Origin of the sequence: Leptospira kobayashii (genome assembly GCF_003114835.2) — a bacterium.
In the GTDB taxonomy this organism is placed as follows: domain Bacteria; phylum Spirochaetota; class Leptospiria; order Leptospirales; family Leptospiraceae; genus Leptospira_A; species Leptospira_A kobayashii.
Genome location: NZ_AP025028.1, coordinates 2,062,324 through 2,088,215, shown reverse-complemented (window position 1 = coordinate 2,088,215; position 25,892 = coordinate 2,062,324). Strand labels below are relative to the sequence as shown.

Here is a 25,892-nt window from a genome sequence, read left to right as displayed (position 1 = left end):
TATGACCCCTATCAAAGCCGCTTTAGCCATCTGTTATCTTTGTACTGTTTTCTATTGCTTAGTTTTGTCTTCTTCAGGAATGGCAGAACGAAAAGCTTTGGAAAAGGAGTTCACAAAGGTGGCGGAAGAAGTCGAGCGGCTTGCCATTGAAAACCAAGTTTTGGAGGAAAAGGAAAAACGCCTCCAAAATGATTCGTATGCTTTGGAAAAGGAAGCACGCAAATACTATCTGCTTTCCGAAAACGCCCACGTAATTAAATTTGAAGAAACCAAACTGGCAAAAGATGAGGCAGTGTCGAAAACGGCAAAATTAGCGAATCTCAATTCCAATCTTTCTTTGAAAGAACCGCCTTTATTTTTACTTAGATTTTTTTATCTTTCTTTCAGTGTTTTCTTATGTCTGGGAGTTTATTGGAAGCTGAAAAGCTTGCCTCCCCAGTCTAAAGGGAAAAGACTGAATTAATATGCCAGAAGAAGAAACACCAGAAAAAGAAATTACAGAAACACTTCAAGATCTCATCAGCGATAAAAACATCGGGAAAAAATTTCTAGAGAAACGTAAGATCTTTCTCTGGGGCGCTGTTACTGATGAAACCTCCAAAGACATAACCAACAAACTACTCTACCTGGAACTTATGGATCCGGGCAAACCGATTACCTTTTATATCAATAGCCCGGGCGGCGTTGTCACTTCCGGAATGGTAGTCTACGATACCATGCAGATGATTTCCTCACCCGTTTACACGGTTTGCATGGGTATGGCGGCATCCATGGGCTCTATGCTACTGATTGGGGGAGAAAAAGGACATCGTTATATTTGGCCGAATGGCAGAGTGATGATTCACCAACCTTCCATAGGTGGTCAGTTCCAGGCTCCTGCGACCGATCTTTTGATTCATGCCAAAGACATCATGAAAACAAAAGAAAAGTTGAATCGAATGCTTGCGGAAGCTTGCGGCAAAACCTATGAACAGATGGTAGAAGATACGGATCGCGATAATTATATGGATGCGGATGAAGCCGTAGCCTATGGAATCGTTGATAAAATTGTAAATACGATAGACGTTGGCTGATCATTCGTTTACCCCTAGAAGATTTTTAGAAGGCAAACACCTACAAACGGTTTATAATGTACTCTTTCCTCCGGACAATTCTCTGGAGGAAGAGTTCTACTCGGAAAGCATCATTATCCCTACGAACGACCGTTCCGGGGATATGTTGTATGTAGAACACAACCCCCCTCTTTCCCAAATCAAAAAAAACTCGGTGAAATGGAACGGCATCTATCTGGTGTTAATTCACGGGATGGAAGGTAGTTCCGAATCCCATTATATGGTGAGCGTGGGACGGGAAGCTCTGCTGCGTGGTTACGGAGTGATCCGAATCAATCTTCGGAATTGCGGAAAAGGGATCGGACTTGCCCGATTGCCGTATAATGCGGGTCAGTCGGATGACCTGGAAACCGTTCTTGATTTTACGCGCAAAACTTTTACTACGAATTTATTTGTAAGCGGATTTTCACTGTCTGCAAATATGGCACTTAAGTTTTTCGGAGAGGGCCGTCCCAAAAAGGCACTGGCTTTCACTGCGACCTCACCTCCTTTGGATTTAAAAAGAAGCTGTGACTTTATCGATTCCAAAGCGGGATTGTTTTATAAAAACCATTTTCTTTCCACGATGAAAGACAAAGTGGCATCGGGTATATACGATGTGTCCGATCAGGTGATACAACGGGTTCTTAAAAGTAAGTCCTTTTTTGACTTCGATGATTTTTTTACAGCACCGCTTGCCGGTTACAAGAATGTTTTGGAATACTATCATACCTGTTCCAGCATTCATTATCTTGCCGGAATTAAGATTCCTTGTTTGATCGTACATGCGGAAGATGATCCGGTGGTTCCCTCCCATGTTTGGCATGAGATCGATTGGAAATTATATCCGAAGATAGAAACCGTTCTTACTGAAAAAGGCGGTCATGTTGGATTTATTTCCGACCCAAGTCCGGACTATCCCGAAGGAAGATGGCTTCCTAAGATCCTAATGGATTTTTTCGATAAACAAAGAAAGTTATTAAAATTAAATTAGAAGTTCCTGGAGACCTAATATGAGAGATCTGTTAAAAGAATGTTTGAGTGAAGAAAATGGTCTTGTAGAACTTCGTTACCACCATAAGGAAAACCGTTCCTTTTTTGCCGAAAAAGGAAGAATCGAATCTTCCGCACTTCGCAAAAGAAGCGGAGTGGGAGTCAGAGTGCTTCACAACGGAACCTGGGGATTTGCATCCACGGGTGAAGTTTCGAAAGCTTCCATTCAGAATGCAATTCGTATCGCAAAACAAGCTGCCACTGTTTCCTCTTCTCTTCGGGGAGAAAAAATTTCCAATCTTCCCCCTGCTCTTTTTGCCAAAGGGGATTTTATAGGAAAAGGGATTGAGGATTTCAGAAATCGGAGCGTAGAAGAAAAATTAAATTTGGTATTGGATGTTCAAAACAAAGCTCTGAAATCTTCCGCAAGCTTACAGTCGGTCGGTTGCGGTTACTCCGAAATCTACGAAGAAAAAGCGATCGTTACTACAGACGGAGCCGATAGCTTTTTTTCCATGGTTCGGCCTGAGTTTCGTGTGAACGCTGTAGCCTCTGACAAAGGAAAACTGGAATCCGGTTCCCATTCGATCGGAGTGACCGGAGGATGGGATTGTCTTTTTCGGGATAAAAAACCGGAAGATATTTCCGAAGAAGCATGTAAAACCGCCATCGACTTATTAACCTCCTCTCTTCCCGATGGAGGACTAACTACTGTTATTCTTTCTCCTTCGATCGTAGGTTTGCTTGTGCATGAAGCGATCGGTCACACCGTAGAAGCCGACTTTGTTTTGGCAGGTTCCGTAGCCCAAGGAAAGATAGGAACCAGAGTCGGTTCGGATCTGGTATCTCTTGCCGATTCAGGTGTATCCGAATACTCCGAAGGTGCCGGTGGAACCATTCCTGTGGACGACGAAGGTGTGATCCCTCAGAAAACAATGATCATCCAAGACGGAATTTTAAAATCCTATCTTCACAACAGAGAAACCGCTCACAAGTTCAATGTTGCACCTACTGGTTCTGCAAGGGCTTGGGAATACTCGGATGTTCCTTTGATTCGGATGAGAAATACATATTTGTTACCGGGTAATTCCTCATTGGAAGAAATGATCGCGGGAACTAAAAACGGTTATTTTTTAGACGGTGCCAAAAACGGACAAGCGGATGCCACTGGTGAATTTATGTTCGCCGTTCAAAAAGCTTACAAAATAGAAAACGGAAAAATCACAAAACTACTGAAAGGTGCAACTGTTTCAGGACTCGCCTTTGACGTATTGCAAAATGTCGATATGGTTTCCAAAGAATTCAAATGGGATTTGGGGAGCGGTCATTGTGGAAAAGGACAACCTGCGAAAGTGGATGCCGGTGGACCTTATGTTCGCACAAAAGTTCAGTTAGGTGGTAATTGATTCATGGATAAGGCTTTTATAGAAAAAAAACTGGAAGAACAAAAAAATCATCTGGAATCCCTTGTCAAAAAAGCAAAAGACAACGGGATTTCCCAGGTGGAAATATTTTCCAGTTACGGTTATGCCGAAGAAGTCACTCTCGAAAAAAACGATTTGAACAACTGCACTGCCACGGAAGAAAATATGTTCGGAATCCGTGTGATCGAAAACGGAAGCCAGGGATTTTTAACCACAAATCATTTTCCGACCCTATGGGAATCCATCCAGGAAGCGAGAGACCTTGCCCGCAGTCAAACTACACCTGACTCCGATTTGGTGCTTCCTGATCCTCAAACTTTGGAAAAAAGAGCCAATCAATATGATGAATCTTTGGATGCATTGGGTTTGGAACATCTTGTTGAAATTGCTAAAACCACATTAGGTTGGAAAAAAGAACTTTTTCCGAAAGTGAATTTGGACTCAGGCGATATGTCCCTGTCCAAAGGATTTAAACTTATTGTTTCCTCCAAAGGTGTGAATGCAAGCGAGCTGGGTGCGGGGATTTCCGCTTCGGTTATGGGAATGGCTGTCGATGGAAGCGATGTAGGTAGTTTCGATTATGATTCCGCAAGCGGAAACGATTACCCCTACTTTGCAAAAAAATGGGAGAGAGCCTTCCGAGAGTTCGGAGAAAAATGTATGGGTGGCTTGGGCGCGAAGGCCATTCCGGGGTTTAAAGGTTATATACTTTTGCCTCCCGAAGCAGTTTATTCTTTTTTTCTAGGATCTTTTATCGGTTCTTTGAACGGAACGAGCATTCGAAAGGGAAAAAGTAAGATGGCAGGTCAATTGGGGAAACAAGTTGCTTCCTCAAAACTTTCCATTTGGGAAGACCCGACTATTTCAGGTTATGCGGGAACCACTTCTTTTGATAGGGAAGGTCAAGCCACTCATAAACAATCCATTTTGAACCAGGGCGTTCTTGATACTTATTTTTATAATACCTATGAAGCAAAAAAAGCCGGCCTGAAGGCATCCAACGGATTTGCTACGGGTGGGGCACAAAGTCTTCCCGGTTGCGGCCCGAGACAACTTCAGATTGCACCCGGAGATTCGAACAAAGATGATTTTTTCAAGATGAAAGACAAGGTTCTATTTGTGAATAGACTTTCCGGAACAAGTGACGGACCTTCCGGTGATTTTTCCGGGGTGATCAAAGGAAGTCATCTTTTGGAAAACGGAGTGAAGACCCCAGTGAAGGAAGTTCAGGTTGTAGGAAATGTTTATGAAGCACTCAATCAAATCGTAAGCATTTCGAAAGAAGGAGAACTATTGGGAGAATCCTATTGGGCTCCCTATATGCTTTTGGAAGGATTTACCATCACCGGAGCATCCTGATGGCAATTAATCCGATTGTTGTGGAAACTTTGGAGCGCCCACTGGGCGCTTCCTTCTTTCTAATTGTATCTTACCAGAACGACGACACTTACTTCGAATTAAAATCCATTACCGAAAAAAAATTTTCCAAATCGGTTTATGAATCCAGTCCTATGCCCAAATGGGAGTTAGATGATGTTGATAGACTGACTCAGATGCCCGGTAAAAGCACAAAGATACTTTCTTTTTTACAAAGAATCCATCGTGAAGAACTCGTTTTGATCAAAAGAGAATGCGTTGAGATCCAGTCGGCACTCCGCAAAAAAGATCCCACTTTGCGCCTCATCCCGGGCTACTTGACCTCTCATAATGTAGTAATTTCCCAATCCAAGGATGATTTTCACAGAGTGTATCTTTTCCAAGGTGTGTATTCGGAGATTATCTATGTATTTCGGGGAGGAAAGTTTTCCGTTCTGGACACTGCTCCCGGATTTTTCAAAACAAAAGAATCAGTTTATTTTTTTAATAGCTTACATGAATCCTATGAATACAATAAGTTTAAGTCTTAGATGTATACATTTGGAATCCCCATTTTGAATCGCTTCTTCTTTTTACCTTCCCTGGTTTGGTTCTTAATCGGTTGTAATCCCGAAGTCTCTAAAGAAAATCGGATCACAAATCAATTATTATGCGATAATTTCGATTCTAAGGTATTCTGTATCGAACCAAAGGAAAAAATCGGAACTGTTTTGATCCCCCGTACGGAAACGAAAAGAGAGGAACGGTCATGGGAAGATTTTTCCAATTATCTTTATTTTAAAGTAAGGGAAACTCCCGGTTTTTTGCTTACCTTTGAAAGAAATTTCACGCAGGAAGAGAGATCTTCCATTCGAAAGGAATACGTCGCTTATATAGGTTTGAATGGGGTGAGAGAAAGAATGGAAGGATTCGAGCTCGGTGAAAACACGATTGCTTCCTTTCACTATTTGGGCGCTCTTCTCAAAGAGGAAAAGAGACATACCGGCGAGGCAAAAAAGAAAGTCAATTTGGGAAAAGGCTTAAGCCTTGTTTTGGAATTCGAATATCAATTGCCCAAAGACAAAAAAGGGCAATTGGTCCGTGAAATCGATCTTAGGTGGAAGCCTTAAACTCGCACTACCCTACCTTTTCGCATTCCATCCTTCTTTTTCTATTTTTGCAGATATAAATCCAATGGGGAAAAGAAAAATTCCGTAGGGATATATCTCAAAAACAAAAATGAAAAGAAAGAAATGACGATTGCGCTGGAGATGGGTATCAATAGATTGTCATCTATCAGTCCTTTGGCGACTGTGGAAGAAAAAAATTCCGTGAGGCAGGCCGCAAGCACTCCCAATGCTAAAATCAATATGGGAAACAAGGAGATTTCTTCCCCCCATTTCAAACTTAAAAAACTTTCCGGCTTTGAAACTGTAAATAAAATCAGAACAATTAAACCTATAACAAATGCGGATACAAAAAATCCAATGATCCCTTCTCTCGATTTTCCGTTATAAAAACGGTTTTTGCCATATTTCGATCCTATATAAGCAGCGGTCGGATCTCCTATCACAAGAAACAGAATGGAAAGCACTGCAATCTCGGGAGGAAAAAATAAAACCACCAGGAAGTTTGCAAAAAAATAAGGAACTGTTCCGTTGAATCTGGTGCGTTCCGATTCTTTCATTAAGAACCCGAAATATTTGAAGAAAAACGCTTCGAAAGACGAGGAAGTGAGTCGGATCGATTCCAAAATCACAAGTAGGAAAAGAAAAATTCCCAAGTAAGTAACTATGACAGCACGGCTGGCATAGACAAATCCGTTATAGTCTCGGAATAAATCCAGATACAAACTAACAGGGATAATGAGCCCCAATACATGCCAAATTTTCCTGGAAAAGTTAAAACCGTTTTTATCAGACAAATTCTTCTACCTTAATCCTCGGGTTGCCATTTTAAAAGCCCCCTCTTCGTTCGTCGCAATCGGAAATAGATTTCTAATCCCCGCCATTTGGAATGCTTGCCTTATGGAAGCAGGGATATTGATGAGAATGATTTTATGTTTTTGAAGGAAGGATTCCTCATTGAGAGTACGGAAGGCTTGGATCCCTTGGGTAGTCACCATATTCAATTCCTCCAAATCCAGGATGACCGGACCGTGTTTGAGAGAGGATGTCACGGACTGAATGCATTTTGTGGCTGTAAAATTGTTCAAATTGCCCTGCAATTTGGTCACGTAAACAGTATCTATTTTTTCAGTGGCAACGACTAGTTCGTCGAGACTCATAAATTTTTCGCAATTTCATTTTTCATTCTTGCACTCCCTGGCAAGTAAATAAAAACTTTTGGATGGAGACCCAAGTTTGAAGGCAAAAGTAGCTCATCTCTTTAAAAAATTAGAGGAAATTGAGCGTGATGGTGTGGAATTAAAAAAGCTCACGGATCGCATCGCAGAAGATAGGGAATATTCCCCCATTTTACGGGAATCCTTCCAAGCAGAAATGCACAAACTGGAAGAACAAAAATCCGAAATTCTGAAAATTTCCATTTCTCAAATACCAGACAGTCTTTCCGGAAAATTGGACAGATCCCCCAAAGGAAATTTTACTTCTTCCCCCGAAACGGAAACTCCCTCCTCTTCCGATAAAAAGAAAACCGACAAACCGGTTCGCAAATATTGATCTTTTCTCATTTAAAATAAAAGGAAATCGAATGAATTTTAAGAAACATTTTTTGGCTTATCTATTGATAGGAATAAGCACCCTAAGTTTAGTTCAGTGTTCCAAGGACTCTGAAATTCTAGCTACCTATGATGGCGGAACGGTAACTCGCGGAGAAATGAACTTTGTGATTGAAGCCTCCAAAAGAGGACAAGCGGAATCGCAACCGGTCAGTCCCGATATCCAACTAAAAATTTTGGAAAGCATCGCTCTTGAAAAAATTCTACTCTTGGATGGGATTCAATCCAAAAAGGTAGATCCTGCCGATGTAAAAAAAATAGAAACACTTGTGTCTGATTTTTTAAAATTCAATGTTTATATGCGTGAATATACAAAAGAAGCGGTTAAAACAAAACCTCTCGAATTTGTAGATTTGCAAATTGCTTTGATTCGAGGTGCAGACCCGGCTGAAAATGAGAAAAAAGCGGATGAGTTACTTTCTAAATTGAATTCCGCATCCAAAGCGGAAGTTAGCAAATTGATCTCTGAAAATACTGCCGATGTAACCCGTAAACCTGTGGGTGGAAAATTAGAACCATTTTGTGTAAATTGCAGCATCACTCCTTTGGAAGATATCATCTCGGAAGCAAGAAAGGTAAAAAAAGGTCAGTTCGTAAAATACAGCAAAGAAAAGGAAAATCAAATCATCTATCTGGTGCGTATCACAGGAGATGAAAAGGTTCACCCTGAGAGAGTCGTAAAATACCTAACTTCCGTATTTGAAGACTTTAAAGACGAAGCAACCAAGTATGGCGCATCCATCACTCCCGACGAAGAAACTAAAAATGCAATCAGCTATTTTACGGAAGGGAATTTGGAAGAGAAAGGACAACAGTTCGCACAACATACTTTAAAACAATTCGAACAAGGTCTCTACCAAAAGGAAATGACTCGATTGAAAGAGGTGAGCGGAATTGAAGTGAATCCGATTCCTCCTGTATTCGGGCCGGAAGGAATTGATCCTAAAAATTACGGGCCCGATTTGGTTCTCTATACTAAAAAGGATAAATCCACTTATACTTGGAAAGATTTGGAAAATGATTTTGCATCCGTTCCAAACGCTTTGAAATCAGAATACAAAGATCCTAAATTAAAAATATGGGATATGCTAAACCTCTTCCAATCCACCTTATTGCAGGGCAAAATTGCGCAAGAAACTCCGGAAGTGCAAAAAATTTCCAAAGAAACCAGTTACCTTATGCAATTGGATAAAATGAGAGTTTCTCTCGCTTTAAAAGCATTTCAGGATGAAGTGAAATCTGTACCTGTAAACGTTACGGAACAACAGCTACGAGATTCCTACGAAGCAGGCAAACTTTATGCATATTCCACACCCGATCCCAAAAATCCTCAGAATAGAATCACTCAGAGCTACGCACAAGTTCGGGAAAGAATCAAATCCGAGATGGAAGGGGCGCAAAGGAACGCTTTTGTAGAGCAAAAGATTTCCGGTCTTAAGACTACTTACAACTTAAAAGTAGCTCAAGATCGCTTAAAAGAAGTTACATTATAAGAATTTATGACAAACAGGAAAATAAGTTTTTTATTAAATTTTTTTCTTGTTTTTTGTTACTTTAGACCTAGTCTGTAGTTAGAGGGTAAAATGAATAATCACATTTATATGCTGCGTAAAAAGCGCGGAGTTAAACAGTATGATATGGCTCGCGCTCTCGGCGTTTCTCCGAGTTATCTATCAAAAATCGAAACAGGTGCCCAAGAGCCTACGGAAAAATTCAAAACCTCATGTGCTAAGTATCTAAAGACATCGGTGGATAAGCTTTTTAATGAGAATCTCGTGGAAGACATCTATCCTGAATTTGCCAATGGATTGAAGAACAAACTTTGGGCTGTCCGAAGAGAGATGGGAATCAAACAGTATGATTTCGCTAAGAAATTAAAAGTTTCGACTCCTTTCCTTTCCAAGGTAGAACTTGGGCTTTTGGAGCCACCGGAAGATTTTAAAACTCTGGTTTCTAAAGTGCTTAAGATGGAAAAGGGCGATCTTTTCCTCGCCTCAAAATAGTTACAACTAGCTAAAAATATAAGCAGGTCGGAATTTCCTTCCTGCTTCTTTCTTTTTCCAAAATCTTTTGAAAAAGATTTTGTCACATACCTTCCTTCACTTCTTATAGTCCTTGATGAATTCTTCTCATGATGGATGGGCCACCCGAATCGGGCTCATACTCGCAGTTGCTAGCGGTGCCATAGGTCTTGGCAATTTCCTACGTTTTCCGGGACAAGCTGTCCAAAACGGTGGTGGTGCCTTTATGGTTCCCTACATCATCAGCTTTATTGTGTTAGGTATTCCTGTCTGTTTGGCGGAATGGACGATGGGAAGGATGGGAGGAAAACACGGGCATAGTTCTCCTTTTATCTTCAAAGAGTATTTGAAAGGATATTCTTTGAAGATCACGGGAACCATCGGGGTCATGATCCCTGTGATGATCTATGTATATTACGTATTCATTGAATCCTGGTGTCTTGCTTACGTTTATTACTTTTTAGTCGGCGGACTGGAATTGGGGAGAACTGCAGCGGGCAATATTGCGGAACAAAAAGAAATCATTTCGCAATCCTCCGATTTTTTCCTAAATCTAACCGGTGCTAAAGAAAATGGAGCTTCTTTCGAAAGTTCCATCCTGATTTTCTTTTTACTCTGTTTTGCATTTAATTTTTATTTGGTATATCGTGGACTTTCCAAAGGACTGGAAGCATTTGCGAAATTAGCGATGCCACTTATGGGGATTTGTTCCACGATCGTACTCATTCGTGTATTGACCATTCCCGGAATCGAGTCCGGCCTCGCGGTTATGTGGAATCCTGATTGGTCGACTTTGAAGGAACCTAAGGTTTGGATCAATGCGGCGGGGCAGATCTTTTTTTCCCTTTCCACTGGATTCGGTATCGCACTTGTATTTTCCAGTTTTTTGAAGAAAAAAGACGATGTTGTTTTATCCAGTCTTTCCTCCGCATCTTTGAATGAGTTCGCAGAAGTAGTATTTGGTGGTATGATTACCATTCCTGTGGCATTTTTGTTTTTGGGGGCGACTGTTACTTCTTTCGGGACTTTCGGAATGGGTTTTATCGCACTCCCTGCCGTGTTTAGCATGATGCCCGGGGGAAATCTTTTCGGCGCTCTTTGGTATTTTGTGCTTTTTCTTGCGGCGCTCACCTCTTCCATTACCATGCTCCAGCCTGGAATTCTGTTTTTGGAAGAAGGTTTCGGTTTCAGCAAAAGAAAGTCTTCTTTCATCCTGTTTTTATTTACATTTAGCCTTTGTTTGCCGATTGTTTATTTCAATAAGGATTTTGCCGCTCTGGATATCGCGGATTTTTATATCGGAACGATTATGATCTATATACTCGCATCGATCCAGATTTTCGTATTCTATTTTAAAATCGGGGTGGATCGGGGAGTGAATGATGCCAACCAGGGCTCCCTGATTCCTTTTCCGAAAAGCATTCGGTTTCTGATGAAGTATGTCACTCCCTGGTTTTTGTTATTCGTGTTTATCTCCTTTTGTTATATGAATTTGCCGGAGTATCTGGACAAGATGAGTCCTGAAAAAATGGGTCAGATCGCTTCGAATAAGGGGGAAAATGTAACCGATGCGGAAACAAAAGCCTATATCGCACGTTATGTGGTTTTGGGACTAGTCGCAGTTTTCATATTATTGTATTTTACCGTGAGCCGGGCACTGTCTAAGAGAAGCCAAGGAAATCCTGCATGAACGAACCGGTAGTTATGAATTGGCAAGGCATATTGATTATGTGTACTTCAATTGTACTGGTTTGTTCGATTTGCATTTATTGTATTTATCATCTAGTTAAAAACAGGGAATAATTTGTCCAATACCCAAGATATATTCGCAAAATCCTTACCTAAACTTTGGAAAGATTATGAAGCTAGGCCGGAACAAGTTTCCATGGCTGTCGCTGTGGAGTCAGCTCTACTAAAAGGAGAATCTCTGGCTGTGGAAGCGGGGACAGGAGTTGGAAAATCACTCGCTTATTTGATTCCTGCGGCCCTCTATTCCATCGAAAATGATTGTATCGTTGCCATTTCCACAGAAACAAAATCCTTACAAGATCAGATTCTAAAAAAAGACATAGCACTTGTGAGTGAAGCGATCGGACAGGAAGTCCGTGCTCATGTTGCTTTGGGAGCGAACAATTATCTTTGTAAAAGAAAATACGGTAAGATCATGGATCGGGGAGATTTCGGTCCGGAAATGGAAAGGGAAATCGATCAGTTCGTAAAATGGGAAAGGGCAACGGAAACGGGAATTCGTTCCGAGTATGAAGGTTTTGTTTCCGGGTCTTTTTGGAATTCCGTAGGCCGTGAGTCTGAGAACTGTTTATCCAGAAATTGTCCCAATTTTTCCTCTTCTTATTATTTTTTAGAAAAGGAAAAATGGAAAAAAGCGAATATACTGATCATTAATCACCATTTGCTAGCAAGTCATTTGGCAGGTGATTTTCGGATTTTACCACCTTTTCAACATTTGGTGATCGATGAAGCGCATTCTTTTCCCGAGGCTGTGGGAAAAGCATTCGGCTCCGAGTTGAAATATGAGCTTCTGATCAACCTACTTCATTATCTCTACCATCCCGAAAAGAAAACAGGTTTTGCTTCCAAACTTCCCGACAAAAAGAAAGACATCGTTGCAGACGCCATTCAAAAGGCGGAGAGTTACGCTTCCGATTTTTTCCGATTGTTGTTTTCCGAAATCCCTTTGAATTTTCAATTTTCCTTCCGGCATACCAGCCGCATCAAAGCAGACGATGGCGCTTTGGAAGATTCTTTGTATGATCTTTCCGAAATCTGTTTGGGGATGTTGGAAAAGTATAAAAAAGATAGCGATGATAACGATGAAAAAGAAATCGCTTTGGCTTTGGAAATGGTAGGCACTCAAACCAAAAAAGCAGCAGCTTTTGTGGAAGAGTTTCGTACAAAGAAAAATTCAAATCTGGTATTTTGGATCGAAGCTCCGAATCAGACTGCAAAAGACCGCTATTATCACTTATATTCCCAACCGAAAAACACGGAAGAAATTTTGTCCAAGTCCCTTTTTCCCAATATGGAATCGGTTGTTATGACTTCTGCAACTTTGTCCCCTACTCCGGGAAACTTCCAATATTTCCTGAAAGAGATCGGAACAAAAGATGTGCAAACGAAAACCCTCGCTTCTCCATTTGCATATAACACACATTCGGTTTTATTTGTTCCGAAGCAAGTAGCGGATCCGGTCTCGGACCCTCGTCGAAATAAAATCGATGTTAGTTTCTGGGTGGAAAAACTGATTAAATTATCGAAGGGAGACGCATTCGTATTATTCACTTCCAATAAACTTTTGAGTGAGGTTTACGAAGATTTGGTGGACAAATTGGATTTCCCGCTTTTTTCTCAAGTCCACTTGGGCCCGATCCAAGCGAAAAGGGAATTTATGCAAACGGAACAAAGTGTTTTATTCGGAGTTTCCAGTTTTTGGCAAGGGATCGATATCAAAGGCGATAAACTTAGAAATGTAATCATCACCAAACTTCCTTTCCAGGTTCCGACGGAACCTGTGTTGCAGGCAAAAATGGAAGATATGGAGAAGGAAGGCAAAAGTCCTTTTTGGGAAATGCAAGTACCGAAGACCTGCTTACTTCTCCGCCAGGGTTTCGGAAGATTGATCCGCTCATCCTTTGATACGGGGATGGTAAGCATTCTGGACCCGAGGGTGCATACGAAATCCTATGGTAAAAATGTAATCCAAAGTCTTCCCAAAGGTGTTCCCGTTGTAACGGAATTTCCGGAACTGGAAAGAAAATTCAATAATCTACCGAAGATGAAAGTATGAAGAGAAAAAGTTTTGTTCTGACAATCTTTACGATTCTATCCGTAGGATCTTTTTCCGGTTATGCGGAAAGTTCCGTGGACAGGGATTTTTTTCAAACCGAAACCAATTGGTATGAATTGACGGTCACTGCAAAAATCAATGAACCTTTACCGAAAATCGTCTTTGATGAGGATGATCCCGATTTCGGAAAACCGGGAACTGCTACGAACAAAGGTAGATCGGATCTACTTGCCCGTAAAAAAGCGAAAGAAAAGTTAAGGATGAGGCTGAGTCAAAGGATAGAGTCCTTATTTTTGAATTCTGATCATACTTTATTCGAATATTCGGGGAGTAATCCAACTGTTCGTTCCCGGATCAATTCCTTCATCAGCGAAGAAAAAGAAACATATGATTTCCAACCTAAAAAAAACATTTTGGAATCAAAAGCGAGTCTTCATTTAGCCACAAAACAAGGATTACTTGCTTATCTTCCTATGGAATACGGAACGGAAGAGATTCCTATTTTCAATGAATCCGTACTTCCTGTTGCTTTTACCGGCCTTGTCGTGGATGCGAGACATTTGAATTTGCGTCAGTCCCTGTTTCCCAAGATTCAATCGGACAGAGGCCTTGATATTTACTCACCCGTATATGTAAAAGAATCCTATGCAATCGAAACAGGTTATGTGGTTTATAGAACTGATAATAACGAACGTTATTTGGAAAAAAGGGTCGGGAAAAATCCCTTTTTCGTCTTAGCTTTGGGATTGGCCGGCAAAAACGCAACCGATTTGATTTTACCGAGTGACGAGGTGGCTAAACTACTTAGCCACCCAGATTCAAGAAAGAATCTTACACGTTGCAGAGTGATGATTTTAGTTTCGAAGTAAGAGATAGAAAAGTTTTTTCCGCTTTTTCATATTCTCCGTGGAATAGATAAGCAAATCCCATATCTTCCAATTCTCTTGCGGTTAATTCCGAAACGCGACTTTCCAGATTGCTGATTTTGGAAAATACAAGCGAGTAAGAAGATTTTTTTTCCTCAAAACTAGGAAGTTGCAATTTCCCCGGAATGTTTTCGAAGATTACATTTGCTTCCTTATGACGATCCAAAAACAGTAAGGACATTCCTACCATTTTATGCATTTCAACGTCATTCAGAAGCTTGATGTTTTCGCGGAACAATTTGATCACTTCTTCGTATTTACGTAAGTGATACGTGCTTGTGATTTCTTCCTTGATGAAAGTCGTATCGTTATATTTCTTTTTGTACGCGCTTAAGATCGATTTTGCTTCCGCAAAGTTTTCCGATCTGAAATAAATTTTGAGGGCAAGATTTACGATCGCATAACAGATAGGAGAGTTTCCCGAATTGAAATAAAGAGAGACCTGTTTTGCAGCTTCTTTATCTTTTCCCATTCCGAAATTTACCAGCGCTTCCACCATGGGGGATAAAACTGAAATTCCTTTGGGGCTGGGATTTATACTTTTCCCGGACACTTCAAAGAACGCTAGGAAACTAAGATGTTGTAGATAATGATTACTAGGATTGTTTTTCGCCAAATAAAGGACTTCTTCATTGGAACCAACTTCGAACAGATCCCACGCTTCTTGCTCGATAGTAAGGTTTTGAACTTGTGTTGCTTGTTGCGCCATGGATCACCTCGCTATGGAGATGATCGGCTTTTTTGTAGTGATTCCCTGAAATAAATTTTTAGGGATGTAGTCTATAAATCATTCTGGGAAAAGGAATACATTCCCTGACATGGGGAAGTCCGCAAATCCATGCCAAAATGCGTTCCTGGCCCATTCCAAAGCCGGAATGAGGAACGGAGCCGAATTTACGAAGGTCCAAATACCAGTCGTAGGATTCAATCGGTAGATTTTCTTCTTTGATTCGTTCCACAATTTTATCGTAACTTTCTTCCCTTTCCGATCCGCCTATGATTTCCCCTACATCGGGAACGATCAAGTCGGCACATAGAACCGTTCTCGGGTCTTCCGGGTTTTGTTTCATATAGAAAGCTTTGATGGCGCGAGGGTAATTTTTAATAAACAATGCGCTTTTGAAATGTTCCGTGAGAATTGTTTCTCTTTCCGCATTGATATCTTCTCCCCATTCTATGCTTTCCCCTTTGGATTGTAAGATGGAAATAGCTTCCGAATAGTCGATCTTTGGAAACGAAGACCGGACGGACGCAAACAAGGAATCTACATCTCTCTCAAGGATTTGCAATTCAGGGAGGCATCTTTTGGCTACAGTCTCTACAAGGGTTCGGATGAAACGGTCCTGAAAGGAAATATTTTCTTCGTTATTCAGAAATGCCGTTTCCGCTTCCAGCATCCAAAACTCAGTTAGATGTCTTCTTGTTTTGCTTTTTTCCGCCCGAAATGTAGGGCCGAAACAATACACTTTGGAATGGGAAAAAGCTGCAGTTTCCAGATAGAGCTGTCCCGTTTGAGCAAGATAAGCTTGTCCTAAATCGAAGTATTCTGTGGAGAATAAGGTTCCTGCGGATTCACCTACGGAACCGGTTAGGATCGGAGTATCGATCAAAGTGTATTCTTCGTTTCTGAAAAACTCCCGGATGGCGAAAGAAAGTTCCGAGCGGACTTTCAGGATCGCTATCTGTCGTTTGGAACGGAGCCAAAGATGGCGGTGGTTGTGTAAAAAATCAGGTCCGTGTTCTTTGGGGGTAATCGGATAATTTCCCGAAGTTCCAATGATATCAAAGGACCCGAGGACTAGTTCCCTGCCCCCCGGAGCTTTGGGATTTTCCGAATAACTTCCTAAGATCCGTAAGGATGTCTCCTGAGGGATGGTTTTCAGGAATTTGAAGGTTTCTTCCCCCAATTTTTCCTTTTCTATAACGACCTGAATGATCTTTCCATTGGTTCTAAATTGAAGGAATTGCACATGGTTGTTTCCACGGATTCCGTGAACCCAGCCCAGAACTTCTTGGGGTGCTGAGGTGGGAGGAGTATTTTCTGCGAGCGTTGTCGAAGTATGAGACATGGATGGTTTTTCTGTTTGCCAGTTCGATTTTCTTTGAAATTTTGAACTTAACTGAATGAAATCTCCCACCCTACTCGACGGTAAAGCGATTTCCGCAAAGATTAAAGACGGAATCGCAAATGAACTTAAAAAATCCGGCCCAGGAAAAAATCCACCGACTCTGGCGACCATTCTAGTCGGTGATAACCCGGCTTCCGAAACCTATGTGAGCATGAAGGTGAAGGCATGTCATGCGGTGGGAATTCTTTCCAAATACGTCCGCCTTCCCCAATCGACAACCACAGAAGAGTTGTTAGTTGAAATTGGTAAGTTGAATGACGATCCTTCCGTTCATGGAATCCTATTGCAACACCCGGTCCCTCACGGGATTGATGAGAGAGCTTGTTTTGATGCCATCTTACCTGAAAAAGATGTGGATGGCGTGACTACGAACTCGTTTGGGAAACTTTCCATGAATAAGGCGGCTTATTTTCCATGCACACCTTACGGAATGATTTTACTTTTACAGGAATATGGAATTGAAGTTGCAGGCAAACACGCGGTCGTGGTAGGACGATCACCTATCCTTGGTAAGCCGATGGCGGTTATGTTGACCAATCTGGATGCTACCGTTACACTTTGCCATTCCAAAACAAAAAATCTTCCCGAGCTTGTAAAACAAGCCGACATTGTAGTCGGTGCCGTGGGAAAACCCGAATTCATCCAAGCGGATTGGATCAAAGAGGGAGCGGTTCTGCTTGATGCAGGCTATAACGTAGGTAATGTGGGAGACATTCAAATTTCAGTTGCGAAGGATAAGTCTTCTTATTACACACCAGTTCCCGGCGGAGTCGGACCGATGACGATTGCAGTGTTGTTACTTCAGACTTTATATTCCTATCAGGGAAAATTTTCACCACCGTTAGCCAGATAAAATGCCACAACCAATTAGTTTCGATGAATGTTTTCAGACTTTTCCCAAATTGGATCCTCCCAGTGATTTGGAATCCTTTTGGAAAGAAGGTTTTCAAGAATTAAAAAAAGTCCCGATCAAAGCGACTTATAAAACCGTTTTGAAAGGTAGTTTTATCTGGGAATCTCTAAACGATGTTAGTTTCCAGGGAATCGGAAACTATACGATCCATGGAAAACTTGCCATTCCCAGAAAAAGAGGAGATCGGCCGGTTGTTGTTTTTTTTCATGACTATCTCGCTCCTGAAGAAGAAATTCAAAAAGGTTATTCCGATCTAGGAGTGGCGCAACTTCATATCAGCTTGCGCGGGCATGGAGAAGAAATGATCCAGGCTCCGATTGATCCGAATACAGGAAACAAACTGCCGAATTGGTCTCCCAATTATTTTGCAACGGGTCTTGATGCAAAAGAAGATTTTTATATGAGAAAACTTTACTTGGATGTGATTCGAACCATCGAATTCCTACGTTTGAGTGACGGAATCGACGGAGACCAGATCATTCTTCATGGAAAATCGCTAGGTTCCGCATTATCCGTATTTGGTGCCGCATTTACCGATCGGATCAAAGGTTTGATTTTAGAAACACCTTCTTTTTGTTATATTGATAAAGACCAACTTTCTTTGAAAGCAAATCCTTGGGTCAGGGAAATGGCTCCCAGTCTGGAAAAACGGGCAACAAAAAAGATAGATTATAAAAAAGAACTGGCCTACTTCGATGCCGTTTATTTCGCCAAAAAGATCAAAATACCGGCCCTATTCACCTGCGGAATGGAAGACAATCTTTCCCACCCTAAGGCGATCTTTGCATTGTTCAATCATATGAATTGCGATAAGAGAATGCAGATCTATCCTACGGAAGGCAATGAAGCGGGAAAAGAAAAACAGCCGTTAGTAAATATAGAATTTGTAAAAGAAATTTTTCAACTTTAGAATCTATGTCATTTCAGTTTTATAATTCCAAATCAGGGAAAAAAGAGCCGTTCCTTCCTAAAGATCCGAATCGGGTGAAGATTTATTCCTGTGGCCCTACCGTTTATAATTTTGCCCATATAGGAAATATCAGATCCTTTCTGTTTGTGGATGTTCTCAGGCGTGCCCTTCTTTCGGAAGGTTATGTTTTGGATCAATCCATGAATATAACCGATATCGATGATAAGATCATCAATGCGTCTATCGAGAAAAAACTTTCCGTAGAGGAAATCACCGCGCCCTGGACAAAGGCATTTTTTGAAGATTTAGAATCTTTGAATATTCTGAAATTGGAACACTATCCGAAAGCTACCGAATCCATTGAAGATATGGTCGATTTGGTTCATCGCCTGCAAAAAAACGGACTTGTTTATGAAAAAGACGGAAGTCTTTATTACTCGATTCAGAAGTTCAAAGGGTATGGTGAACTTTCAAAAATCGACGTAGCCGGAATGAAATCAGGTGTTCGAAACGATGCCGATGAATACGAAAAAGACGATGTTCGTGATTTCGTACTTTGGAAAAATCAAAAATCCGAAGGAGAAAAATCCTGGGAAACGGATTTGGGAAAAGGCAGACCCGGCTGGCATTTGGAATGTTCCGCAATGATTCGAAAAGTCTATGGATCGGGAGTGGACATTCATACCGGAGGGATCGATTTACTTTTCCCCCATCATGAAAACGAACATGCACAGTCGCAAGGCGCTTATCCAGAAGAAGAATTCGTAACAACATGGCTTCATTGTGAACACTTGTTAGTTGAAGGTGAAAAAATGTCCAAAAGTAAGGGCAACTTTTTTACCTTGCGGGACATTTTGGAAAAAGGTTACGATAAAAAACAAATCCGTTATTTGCTGATTTCTTCGCATTATAGATCCAAACTTAATTTTTCTTTGGCAAAATTGGAAGAAGCGAAACAAGCTCTGGAACGAATTCAAACTACATTATTTCGAATTCTCGAATCTTTGGATTATGTTTATGAAAATCCGGAAAGAGTAAATATTCAAAGCATCAAAGCAAAAATCAAAAATAATCAGATCCTGTCTGCGTTGACCGACTTTGAAAGTGGGTTTTGTGATGATTTGAACCTTCCTAAATCTTTGGGTTCTTTATTTGAGTTTATCAAAGAAATCAATCAATCCTATGACAAGAACCTTTGGGTCGGAAATGATCATTTGGAACTGGTTTATTATTTTCTATTTGTGGACTCTTTGTTAGGTGTTTTGGACTTTAAGAAAGAATCTCCCGTTTTCTCTCTTGAAGAAGAAAATGAAATCAACGGTCTTGTGGAAGAAAGAGCAATGGCGAAAAAGAATAAAAATTTTGCAAGAGCGGATGAAATCCGTAATATACTTAGCTCACGCGGAATTCAGCTATTAGATACAAAAGAAGGAATCACTCAGTGGAAAAAAGTCCAGTAGACATACTCTTTGGAAAAAGGAATTTTTATGAGTTCCTGGAATCGTTGGAAAAAATGGTTCCTGAAAAAGGTGTAAAAACGATCAAAGAAATTCTGATCAAAGATTCCTTTAACCTTGAAGAAAAAAGAAAGATTCAAACCTTTGTTCCTCCCAATATTAAGATAACATCCGTAAGTGGCCGTGAATTGGATCGTATTGCCAGTGATAAAAATCATCAGGGATATGTGATCATTCGAACCAAACAAAAATCATTTCAGTCTCAAAGCTGGGAACAATTTAAATCTGCGGTGGAATCCGGTGAAGGCCCTATTTTGATTTTGGACAGAATCCAAGATCCTGGGAATTTGGGAAATATTCTCAGAACTGCAGAGTGTTTCGGAGTAAAACACATTCTAATGTCCGATCGGGATACAAGTCCCATTACTCCCGTAGTGGAAAAATCTTCCGCAGGTGCCATTCATCATTTGAATATATTCAGAGTTTCGAATTTAGCACAGAGCTTAGAGTATTTAAAGAAAAATGAATATTGGATCATGGCCACCGACGAGGAAGGTTCGGAGGAAATTTGGGAAACCTTGCCTGAACCCGAAAATTTGGCGATCATACTGGGAAATGAAGGGGAAGGTGTTAAAAAAATACTTTTGGAAAATTCCGATTATATTGCAAGAATCGGGCTTCACGGGTCAGTATCTTCCTTGAATGTTGTAGTAGCTTGTGGTATTACTTTAGATAGAGTTGTAAATGGATAAGAGTTTCATACATGTATCTAAAACGTTTTATATTTCTTGTTTTTAGTTTATGTTTTTTGAATCAGTGTATCTACGATTTTTATAAAAAAGAATTCGAAACGGATAAAAATTCAAATCGTTACTTTTTGTTAGCTGCCTTCGGGTTGATTTCCAATCCGAATCATAAACTTTTTCAATTCCTTCCCGCTACATCCAGAAATCTAAAAAATGAACAATTCATAGATTCTAATTTTTCAGAGAAAAACAACGGTCGTCCTAAAATTATTTTTATTCACGGATGGAATCCTGCGGAAAGAGACTCGGATCCTGTTCCCGGTGATTCTAAAAAAATTGAAAACATCCAAAACACATTTCGGAATGGAATCATTCATTATCAGGAAAATATCAGTTCCGCTAAAGATAAGTATGAATTGTTTTTGTATACTTACCGTACTTCCAGCGGGGTTTTGTTCAACGGTCGGAATTTTGCCTCTGTTCTAAAAAGTACATTCAAAAAAGACGATAAAGTCATCGTGATTGCTCATTCCATGGGCGGGATCGTTACCAGAAGTGCCATGTTGTCTTCCGATTATGAGGCGGGGTTGATTGATGGAGTCGTAACTTTGGCATCTCCTCAGTACGGATCTCCTTTCGCCACGCCTAATTTTTCAGATGATCCGTTATTGAAAAATATGGTTACCTATCTTACCGGTACTTTAGGAGGAAGGGATCTTCGTCATACGAATAAAGGAACGGGGCAGATCACAATCACCGGTGCTGAAAACGATACTTTGGATTATATCAATACCAACCTAACGGATAACTCCAGATTTATTTCTTATTATGGGGAATTGAACGGATGCACTGGAAATGAAACTTTCTATTATGCTACCGGTTGTCAGATTCTAAGTTCTACGAACGCAGGCTTTTCCGTAAATGACGGAATTGTTCCGGGAAATAGCGCTGTTTTGGGCAACCTAACCCGCAAACAGTCGAAGTTTACGGGTTACGATCATTCGATGATGGCATTTCAAACTACGGATGTGGACGATTTGAAAAGTTTGACTTTGTTTCAAGCAGTCATTATTAGTGTCGATGAATTATTGGCTTTGCCTTAAGACATCAATTAGTACAAGTTAGTCCTTTATCGCTTTTTGTATGGAAATTCCCATAAGAGGTAAACTGGATAAAAATATGATCAAAGAAATCACCAAACTTTCCCGATTCCAAAATAGAGATTGAATGCTGTAAAGTCCGCTGAAGATGAGTAAAATTCCGGAAATGACTCCCAGAAGTGAATAAATCAAATGATTCGAATATTCTTTTAATGGAATACCGTTTGATAATTCTTTCGCTAGGCCTTTCCAGAATAGGATCGGTGGTTTAGTTTTATTGTAAAATTCCAATAAAACCGTAGGTGAAGTCCCGGGAAGTAATCTCGTACTGATTAAAAGTACAATCACGCTGGAAACGGAAGTGCATAAAATGGAGTAAGGAAAAGGAACTTTCAAGACTATCGAAAAAACTATATAAAAGAATGGAGATACGAAGAGGGCTAAGATTTCCGTAAACGCTGAAATCCTCCAGTAATACCATCTGGCAATCAGCACAAATCCGATCCCGGAAGATGCTTCCAGTAAAAACACCCAAGCACCTTTGATCGTATCCATTCCGTAAAGTGCAAGTAACAAAGATAAGACGCCTGTCAGAATTTGGATCAGGTAGGATACTTTCAGGTAATAACTGTCCTGTTTGGATTTTTGGAGAATCGGCTTCCAAAGATCCACCACCAAGTAGGAAGCACCCCAATTGAGATGGGTGGCGAGTGTGGATAAATAGGCAGCGAGAAACGCGCTTAGTAACAAACCTTTCATTCCGGGAAATGAGATTTCATTTAAGATGAGTAAAAAACCTTTTCCGCTTTCTTCGGGACTTAAAACAGGAAAAAGAATCAGAGAGGCGATCGCCACTAATATCCAAGGCCAAGGTCTTAAAAAATAATGGGCGAACACAAACCATAAAGAACTTTTGAAAGCTGACTTTTCATCGCTCGTTGATAAAATCCTCTGTGCAATGTATCCCCCTCCTCCCGGTTCCGCTCCTGGATACCAGCTTGACCACCAAATAACAGTTAGCATGATTAGAAAATGATCGAACGGTAAACCGGAATCAGTGGTAAAGGAAGGAAAAAAATGAAATGTGGAAGGTGGCAATTTGTCTTTTAATCCGGATAAACCTCCGACAGAAGGTAGATCCAGGACTTGCCAGGCATAAATCAAACAACCTCCCCAAGCTAGAAAAAACTGAAACACATCTATATATGAAATTCCACGAAGACCCGCAATCGAAGTATAAATAATTCCAATAAACAAAAGTAATGCGAGTAAAAGTCCGCTGGAATACTCCGGAAAAAATACCTGCAATATCTTTAACATTGCCAGATTGACCCAACCGAGGATTACCAAATTCAGAAATAACCCGATGAATACCGATTTGAATCCTCTTAAATACAGGGCTTCTTTACCGGAATATCGGATTTGTATCAGCTCCAGATCCGTTGTGGCGCCGGATCGTTTCCATAATTTGGAAAAAAAGAATACTGTAACGAATCCTCCGATTGCCATATACCACCAAATCCAGTTTCCCGAAATACCGTTGTTACGAACGATTTCAGTGACTGCAAGAGGAGTATCCGCGGCAAAGGTTGTTGCAACCATCGCAGTGCCTGCAACAAACCAGGACATTTTGCCTTCCGCTTGGAAATAGTTTTTTAAATTGGGCTTACTTAGTTTTGAAGAATATACTAATATTCCTAGAATGATCAGGAAGGGAGAAACAAAAAGAATCAGATCAAAGGTAGAAAACTGAATCATAGACGAACTTTAATACCCATCTCTCTCATAGTTTGTTTTGTCTCTTTGATTGAATACTCTCCGAAATGAAAGATTGACGCGGCCAAAACCGCATCCGCTCCACCGCGAAGGATCGCTTCGGACATATGTTCCGGATTTCCAGCTCCACCGGATGCGATTACGGGAATACTCAGGTTGGAAGTGAACTGTTTGAGTAAATTTATATCAAATCCGTCTTTCGTTCCGTCTTTATCCATGGATGTCAGAAGTATTTCACCTGCTCCTAGTTCGGCGGCTTCCATTCCCCATTCCAAAGCATCTCTTCCGGTTTCAGTACGTCCTCCGTTCAGATATACTTCAAAACGTTTCCTTTCCTGGTTGAATTTCGAATCGATGGCACATACGATGCATTGAGATCCGTAAATTTGACTGGATTCCGTTAACAAAGCCGGCCTTTGGAATGCCGCCGTATTGATGGAAACTTTATCGGCGCCCTTATTCAATACCGATCTAACATCATCTAACGTGCGTATTCCTCCGCCGACTGTGAAAGGAATGAAAATTTTACTTGCGACTTCTTCCACAAGATTTAATAAAATATCTCTTTTGTCGCTCGATGCAGTTATATCCAAAAAACAAAGTTCGTCTGCCTGGTTTGCTTCGTAGGCGATTGCGCAAGATACAGGATCGCCAGCATCCACTAGGTTTACAAAATTGACACCTTTGACGACCCTCCCCGCTTTGATGTCTAAACAGGGAATTACTCGTTTGGTTAGCTCGTCCATCTTATTGAATTTGAGAAGGTAGAGTGATTGTCGTATCAGGCAATTGAGCTAAGGAACTTGCAAAGGAAAGAAGTGATTCTTCTTCAAAATGGGAAGTGGTCAATTGCATCCCGATGGGAAGTCCGTTTTCATCAACTCCCGCCGGGCAACTGATTGCAGGAACTCCTGCCAGGTTAACGCTTGTTGTGAGAACGTCGGCAAGATACATCTGAATCGGGTCTTTTGTTTTTTCTCCGATTTTAAAAGCGGTTGTGGGAGAAGTCGGTTGCAGAATTACATCCACTTCCTTAAAGAACGAGTCGTATTGTTTTCGAATCATCACTCTTGCTTTTTGGGCTTTCCCGTAATAAGCATCGTAATAACCCGAACTCAAAGAAAATGTTCCGAGCAGAATTCTCCTTTTTACTTCATCTCCGAATCCTTTGGATCTGGATTCCACATACAAATCCTCCAATTTACCACTACTTCCTTCCACTCGGAGGCCGTATCTGATTCCGTCAAACCTGGATAAGTTGGAGGAACATTCCGCAGTTGCTATCAGATAATAGATGGGAATCGAGTAACTGAATACGGAAAAATCCAATTCCTTCAGGATTGCTCCTTCTTTTTCCAGATTCTTCTTCATATCTTCGTATTTTTTGAGAACGCTGGGAGACCAATCGGATGCATTCTTTGTAGACATTACACCGACTTTCACTCCTTTCCAGGATTTTTGTTTTACATTGGCACTTGAAAACTGTTTTCCGATAACGGTTGTTTGGTCTCTTTCGTCCCTTCCGTTCAAAACCGAAAACAAATCCACAACTCCTTGGATGTCATTCGAAAAAGGACCGATTTGATCCAGGCTGGAAGCATAAGCAACGAGACCGTATCTTGAAATGCGTCCATAGGTAGGTTTCAGCCCCCAGATTCCGCAAAGGGATGCTGGTTGGCGGATCGATCCGCCTGTATCCGAACCTAAGGCAATGGGAACCATTCCTGCAGAAACCGCCGCCGCCGAACCACCGCTAGATCCTCCGGGAATTCTCGTTGTATCGAAAGGATTGGTGGTGGTTTGAAATGCACTGTTTTCCGTAGAAGAACCCATGGCAAATTCATCCATATTGGTTCTGGGTAAAAATATAAAACCTTTGTCTTTTAATCTCGAAATTACCGTTGCATCATAAGGGGATCTGAAGTTTTCCAATATCTTTGAAGAACAGGAAGTGATCTCTCCCGATACACAGATATTGTCTTTGATTGCGATAGGAATTCCGTCGAATTCTGAAACTGTTTTTCCCGATTTTCTTCTTTCGTCACTCACCTTTGCCTGGTTAGTTGCTTTTTCCCGGTTTGTTTCCAAAAATGCTTTGATTTTTGATTGAGTTTCATCGATCCGATCGTAATAGGAATTCACCAAGTCAACTGAGGAAAAGTCTCCTTTTCCGAGGCCTTCTTTGATTTTTGAATAGGATAATTTGAATAGTTCTTTCATGTTTCGATCACCTGAGGAACAACAACATAACCGTTTTCATACGAAGGGGCGATTTTCGCCAGATCTTCCCGACGAAGAGCATTTTCCGCTATGTCCTTTCTTAAAACTTGCATCGTTTGACCGTAGATTTCATCGTCACCGACGGATGATGTATCCAGGTTTTTTATTTCATCCACATATTTTACGATTCTGGAAAAATCACCTAACATTCCTTCAATCTCGTTGTCGTTGATATTGAGTTTTGAAAGTCCCGCAATTGCCCTTAACTGTTTTTCATCCATAATC

General features: G+C 40.9%; 26 protein-coding genes. 18 read left to right on the top strand and 8 right to left on the bottom strand.

Annotation, left to right across the window (positions count from 1 at the left end; genetic code table 11):
• Position 1: 1 nt before the first annotated feature.
• From DI077_RS09150 to DI077_RS09120, 7 genes are all read left to right on the top strand, one after another.
• Entirely contained in the window at positions 2-463 is a 462-nt protein-coding gene (locus tag DI077_RS09150) for an FtsB family cell division protein (RefSeq protein ID WP_109019837.1), read from the top strand.
• Between the two features lies 1 nt (position 464).
• Positions 465-1,073: a ClpP family protease gene (locus tag DI077_RS09145; RefSeq protein WP_109019836.1), complete on the top strand. Its 609-nt coding sequence runs from the start codon at positions 465-467 to the stop codon at positions 1,071-1,073.
• Positions 1,074-1,155: 82 nt separating this feature from the next.
• Entirely contained in the window at positions 1,156-2,085 is a 930-nt protein-coding gene (locus tag DI077_RS09140; protein WP_109019989.1) for a YheT family hydrolase, read from the top strand.
• 19 nt (positions 2,086-2,104) lie between these two features.
• Entirely contained in the window at positions 2,105-3,490 is a 1,386-nt protein-coding gene (locus DI077_RS09135) for a TldD/PmbA family protein (protein ID WP_109019835.1), read from the top strand.
• A gap of 3 nt (positions 3,491-3,493) precedes the next feature.
• Positions 3,494-4,867, top strand: coding sequence for a TldD/PmbA family protein (locus DI077_RS09130; RefSeq protein ID WP_109019834.1), 1,374 nt, complete (start codon positions 3,494-3,496; stop codon positions 4,865-4,867).
• Positions 4,867-5,415: a DUF4416 family protein gene (locus DI077_RS09125; RefSeq protein WP_174705629.1), complete on the top strand. Its 549-nt coding sequence runs from the start codon at positions 4,867-4,869 to the stop codon at positions 5,413-5,415. Before DI077_RS09130 ends, DI077_RS09125 begins: the two co-directional genes overlap by 1 nt.
• 24 nt (positions 5,416-5,439) lie before the next feature.
• Positions 5,440-5,994, top strand: a complete 555-nt coding sequence (locus DI077_RS09120; protein WP_135354866.1) for a hypothetical protein — start codon at positions 5,440-5,442, stop codon at positions 5,992-5,994.
• Positions 5,995-6,035: 41 nt separating this feature from the next.
• On the opposite strand, the gene DI077_RS09115 is transcribed toward DI077_RS09120, so the two are convergent.
• A complete protein-coding gene (locus DI077_RS09115) occupies positions 6,036-6,788 on the bottom strand; it encodes a diacylglycerol/polyprenol kinase family protein (protein WP_109019832.1) in 753 nt (250 codons plus the stop codon).
• Positions 6,789-6,794: 6 nt separating this feature from the next.
• Positions 6,795-7,151, bottom strand: a complete 357-nt coding sequence (locus tag DI077_RS09110) for an STAS domain-containing protein (protein ID WP_109019831.1) — start codon at positions 7,149-7,151, stop codon at positions 6,795-6,797.
• 76 nt (positions 7,152-7,227) lie between these two features.
• Between DI077_RS09110 and DI077_RS09105 the strand changes: the two genes are divergently transcribed.
• The 6 genes from DI077_RS09105 to DI077_RS09080 all read left to right on the top strand — a co-directional run bounded on the left by DI077_RS09105 (position 7,228) and on the right by DI077_RS09080 (position 14,299).
• Entirely contained in the window at positions 7,228-7,545 is a 318-nt protein-coding gene (locus tag DI077_RS09105) for a hypothetical protein (protein ID WP_109019830.1), read from the top strand.
• A gap of 31 nt (positions 7,546-7,576) precedes the next feature.
• Positions 7,577-9,097, top strand: a complete 1,521-nt coding sequence (locus DI077_RS09100; RefSeq protein WP_109019829.1) for an LIC12015 family putative lipoprotein — start codon at positions 7,577-7,579, stop codon at positions 9,095-9,097.
• 108 nt (positions 9,098-9,205) lie between these two features.
• Entirely contained in the window at positions 9,206-9,607 is a 402-nt protein-coding gene (locus tag DI077_RS09095; protein ID WP_109019987.1) for a helix-turn-helix domain-containing protein, read from the top strand.
• 115 nt (positions 9,608-9,722) lie between these two features.
• Positions 9,723-11,315 (top strand): sodium-dependent transporter, encoded by a 1,593-nt coding sequence (locus DI077_RS09090; protein ID WP_109019828.1) that lies wholly within the window; start codon positions 9,723-9,725, stop codon positions 11,313-11,315.
• Between the two features lie 114 nt (positions 11,316-11,429).
• Complete coding sequence (locus DI077_RS09085) at positions 11,430-13,430, top strand: ATP-dependent DNA helicase (protein ID WP_242935140.1); 2,001 nt, start codon at positions 11,430-11,432, stop codon at positions 13,428-13,430.
• On the top strand, positions 13,427-14,299 hold the full coding sequence (locus DI077_RS09080; RefSeq protein ID WP_109019827.1) for a hypothetical protein: 873 nt from the start codon (positions 13,427-13,429) through the stop codon (positions 14,297-14,299). Before DI077_RS09085 ends, DI077_RS09080 begins: the two co-directional genes overlap by 4 nt.
• Here the strand turns inward: DI077_RS09080 and DI077_RS09075 are convergent.
• Positions 14,262-15,065, bottom strand: coding sequence for a hypothetical protein (locus DI077_RS09075; RefSeq protein WP_109019826.1), 804 nt, complete (start codon positions 15,063-15,065; stop codon positions 14,262-14,264). The two genes, DI077_RS09080 and DI077_RS09075, sit on opposite strands and share 38 nt — an antisense overlap.
• Positions 15,066-15,123: 58 nt before the next feature.
• Positions 15,124-16,425: an asparagine--tRNA ligase gene (asnS, locus tag DI077_RS09070; protein WP_109019985.1), complete on the bottom strand. Its 1,302-nt coding sequence runs from the start codon at positions 16,423-16,425 to the stop codon at positions 15,124-15,126.
• Positions 16,426-16,480: 55 nt separating this feature from the next.
• Between asnS and DI077_RS09065 the strand changes: the two genes are divergently transcribed.
• Genes DI077_RS09065 through DI077_RS09045 form a run of 5 tightly spaced genes read left to right on the top strand, consistent with a single transcriptional unit; the run spans position 16,481 to position 21,614 of the window.
• A complete protein-coding gene (locus DI077_RS09065; RefSeq protein WP_109019825.1) occupies positions 16,481-17,338 on the top strand; it encodes a tetrahydrofolate dehydrogenase/cyclohydrolase catalytic domain-containing protein in 858 nt (285 codons plus the stop codon).
• Between the two features lies 1 nt (position 17,339).
• Positions 17,340-18,308: an acetylxylan esterase gene (locus DI077_RS09060; protein ID WP_109019824.1), complete on the top strand. Its 969-nt coding sequence runs from the start codon at positions 17,340-17,342 to the stop codon at positions 18,306-18,308.
• Between the two features lie 5 nt (positions 18,309-18,313).
• Entirely contained in the window at positions 18,314-19,768 is a 1,455-nt protein-coding gene (gene cysS / locus DI077_RS09055) for a cysteine--tRNA ligase (protein WP_109019823.1), read from the top strand.
• Positions 19,750-20,517, top strand: a complete 768-nt coding sequence (rlmB, locus tag DI077_RS09050; RefSeq protein ID WP_109019822.1) for a 23S rRNA (guanosine(2251)-2'-O)-methyltransferase RlmB — start codon at positions 19,750-19,752, stop codon at positions 20,515-20,517. Before cysS ends, rlmB begins: the two co-directional genes overlap by 19 nt.
• A gap of 11 nt (positions 20,518-20,528) precedes the next feature.
• A complete protein-coding gene (locus DI077_RS09045) occupies positions 20,529-21,614 on the top strand; it encodes an esterase/lipase family protein (RefSeq protein WP_109019821.1) in 1,086 nt (361 codons plus the stop codon).
• Positions 21,615-21,632: 18 nt separating this feature from the next.
• Here the strand turns inward: DI077_RS09045 and DI077_RS09040 are convergent, their stop codons facing one another.
• From DI077_RS09040 to gatC, 4 genes are read right to left on the bottom strand one after another with little or no spacing between them, the layout of a single operon-like run.
• Positions 21,633-23,369, bottom strand: coding sequence for a sodium:solute symporter family protein (locus DI077_RS09040; protein WP_109019820.1), 1,737 nt, complete (start codon positions 23,367-23,369; stop codon positions 21,633-21,635).
• Positions 23,366-24,133 carry an imidazole glycerol phosphate synthase subunit HisF gene (gene hisF, locus DI077_RS09035; RefSeq protein WP_109019819.1) on the bottom strand — a complete coding sequence of 256 codons (768 nt, stop codon included), beginning with the start codon at positions 24,131-24,133 and terminating at the stop codon, positions 23,366-23,368. The genes DI077_RS09040 and hisF overlap by 4 nt, the downstream gene beginning before the upstream one ends.
• Before the next feature lies 1 nt (position 24,134).
• The gene (gatA, locus tag DI077_RS09030) at positions 24,135-25,607 is read right to left on the bottom strand and encodes an Asp-tRNA(Asn)/Glu-tRNA(Gln) amidotransferase subunit GatA (protein ID WP_109019818.1); all 1,473 of its coding nucleotides are present in this window, start codon (positions 25,605-25,607) and stop codon (positions 24,135-24,137) included.
• Positions 25,604-25,888: an Asp-tRNA(Asn)/Glu-tRNA(Gln) amidotransferase subunit GatC gene (gene gatC, locus DI077_RS09025; protein ID WP_109019817.1), complete on the bottom strand. Its 285-nt coding sequence runs from the start codon at positions 25,886-25,888 to the stop codon at positions 25,604-25,606. The genes gatA and gatC overlap by 4 nt, the downstream gene beginning before the upstream one ends.
• Positions 25,889-25,892: the final 4 nt, after the last annotated feature.

Bases quoted from the DNA above. Each gene is read 5' to 3' on its own strand.
- DI077_RS09150 (WP_109019837.1), top strand. From the start codon at position 2: ATGACCCCTATCAAAGCCGCTTTAGCCATCTGTTATCTTTGTACTGTT.
- DI077_RS09145 (WP_109019836.1), top strand. From the start codon at position 465: ATGCCAGAAGAAGAAACACCAGAAAAAGAAATTACAGAAACACTTCAA.
- DI077_RS09135 (WP_109019835.1), top strand. From the start codon at position 2,105: ATGAGAGATCTGTTAAAAGAATGTTTGAGTGAAGAAAATGGTCTTGTA.
- DI077_RS09130 (WP_109019834.1), top strand. From the start codon at position 3,494: ATGGATAAGGCTTTTATAGAAAAAAAACTGGAAGAACAAAAAAATCAT.
- DI077_RS09125 (WP_174705629.1), top strand. From the start codon at position 4,867: ATGGCAATTAATCCGATTGTTGTGGAAACTTTGGAGCGCCCACTGGGC.
- DI077_RS09110 (WP_109019831.1), bottom strand. From the start codon at position 7,151: ATGAGTCTCGACGAACTAGTCGTTGCCACTGAAAAAATAGATACTGTT.
- DI077_RS09100 (WP_109019829.1), top strand. From the start codon at position 7,577: ATGAATTTTAAGAAACATTTTTTGGCTTATCTATTGATAGGAATAAGC.
- DI077_RS09095 (WP_109019987.1), top strand. From the start codon at position 9,206: ATGCTGCGTAAAAAGCGCGGAGTTAAACAGTATGATATGGCTCGCGCT.
- DI077_RS09090 (WP_109019828.1), top strand. From the start codon at position 9,723: ATGAATTCTTCTCATGATGGATGGGCCACCCGAATCGGGCTCATACTC.
- DI077_RS09080 (WP_109019827.1), top strand. From the start codon at position 13,427: ATGAAGAGAAAAAGTTTTGTTCTGACAATCTTTACGATTCTATCCGTA.
- DI077_RS09075 (WP_109019826.1), bottom strand. From the start codon at position 15,065: ATGGCGCAACAAGCAACACAAGTTCAAAACCTTACTATCGAGCAAGAA.
- asnS (WP_109019985.1), bottom strand. From the start codon at position 16,425: ATGTCTCATACTTCGACAACGCTCGCAGAAAATACTCCTCCCACCTCA.
- DI077_RS09065 (WP_109019825.1), top strand. From the start codon at position 16,481: ATGAAATCTCCCACCCTACTCGACGGTAAAGCGATTTCCGCAAAGATT.
- DI077_RS09060 (WP_109019824.1), top strand. From the start codon at position 17,340: ATGCCACAACCAATTAGTTTCGATGAATGTTTTCAGACTTTTCCCAAA.
- cysS (WP_109019823.1), top strand. From the start codon at position 18,314: ATGTCATTTCAGTTTTATAATTCCAAATCAGGGAAAAAAGAGCCGTTC.
- DI077_RS09045 (WP_109019821.1), top strand. From the start codon at position 20,529: ATGTATCTAAAACGTTTTATATTTCTTGTTTTTAGTTTATGTTTTTTG.
- DI077_RS09040 (WP_109019820.1), bottom strand. From the start codon at position 23,369: ATGATTCAGTTTTCTACCTTTGATCTGATTCTTTTTGTTTCTCCCTTC.
- hisF (WP_109019819.1), bottom strand. From the start codon at position 24,133: ATGGACGAGCTAACCAAACGAGTAATTCCCTGTTTAGACATCAAAGCG.
- gatA (WP_109019818.1), bottom strand. From the start codon at position 25,607: ATGAAAGAACTATTCAAATTATCCTATTCAAAAATCAAAGAAGGCCTC.
- gatC (WP_109019817.1), bottom strand. From the start codon at position 25,888: ATGGATGAAAAACAGTTAAGGGCAATTGCGGGACTTTCAAAACTCAAT.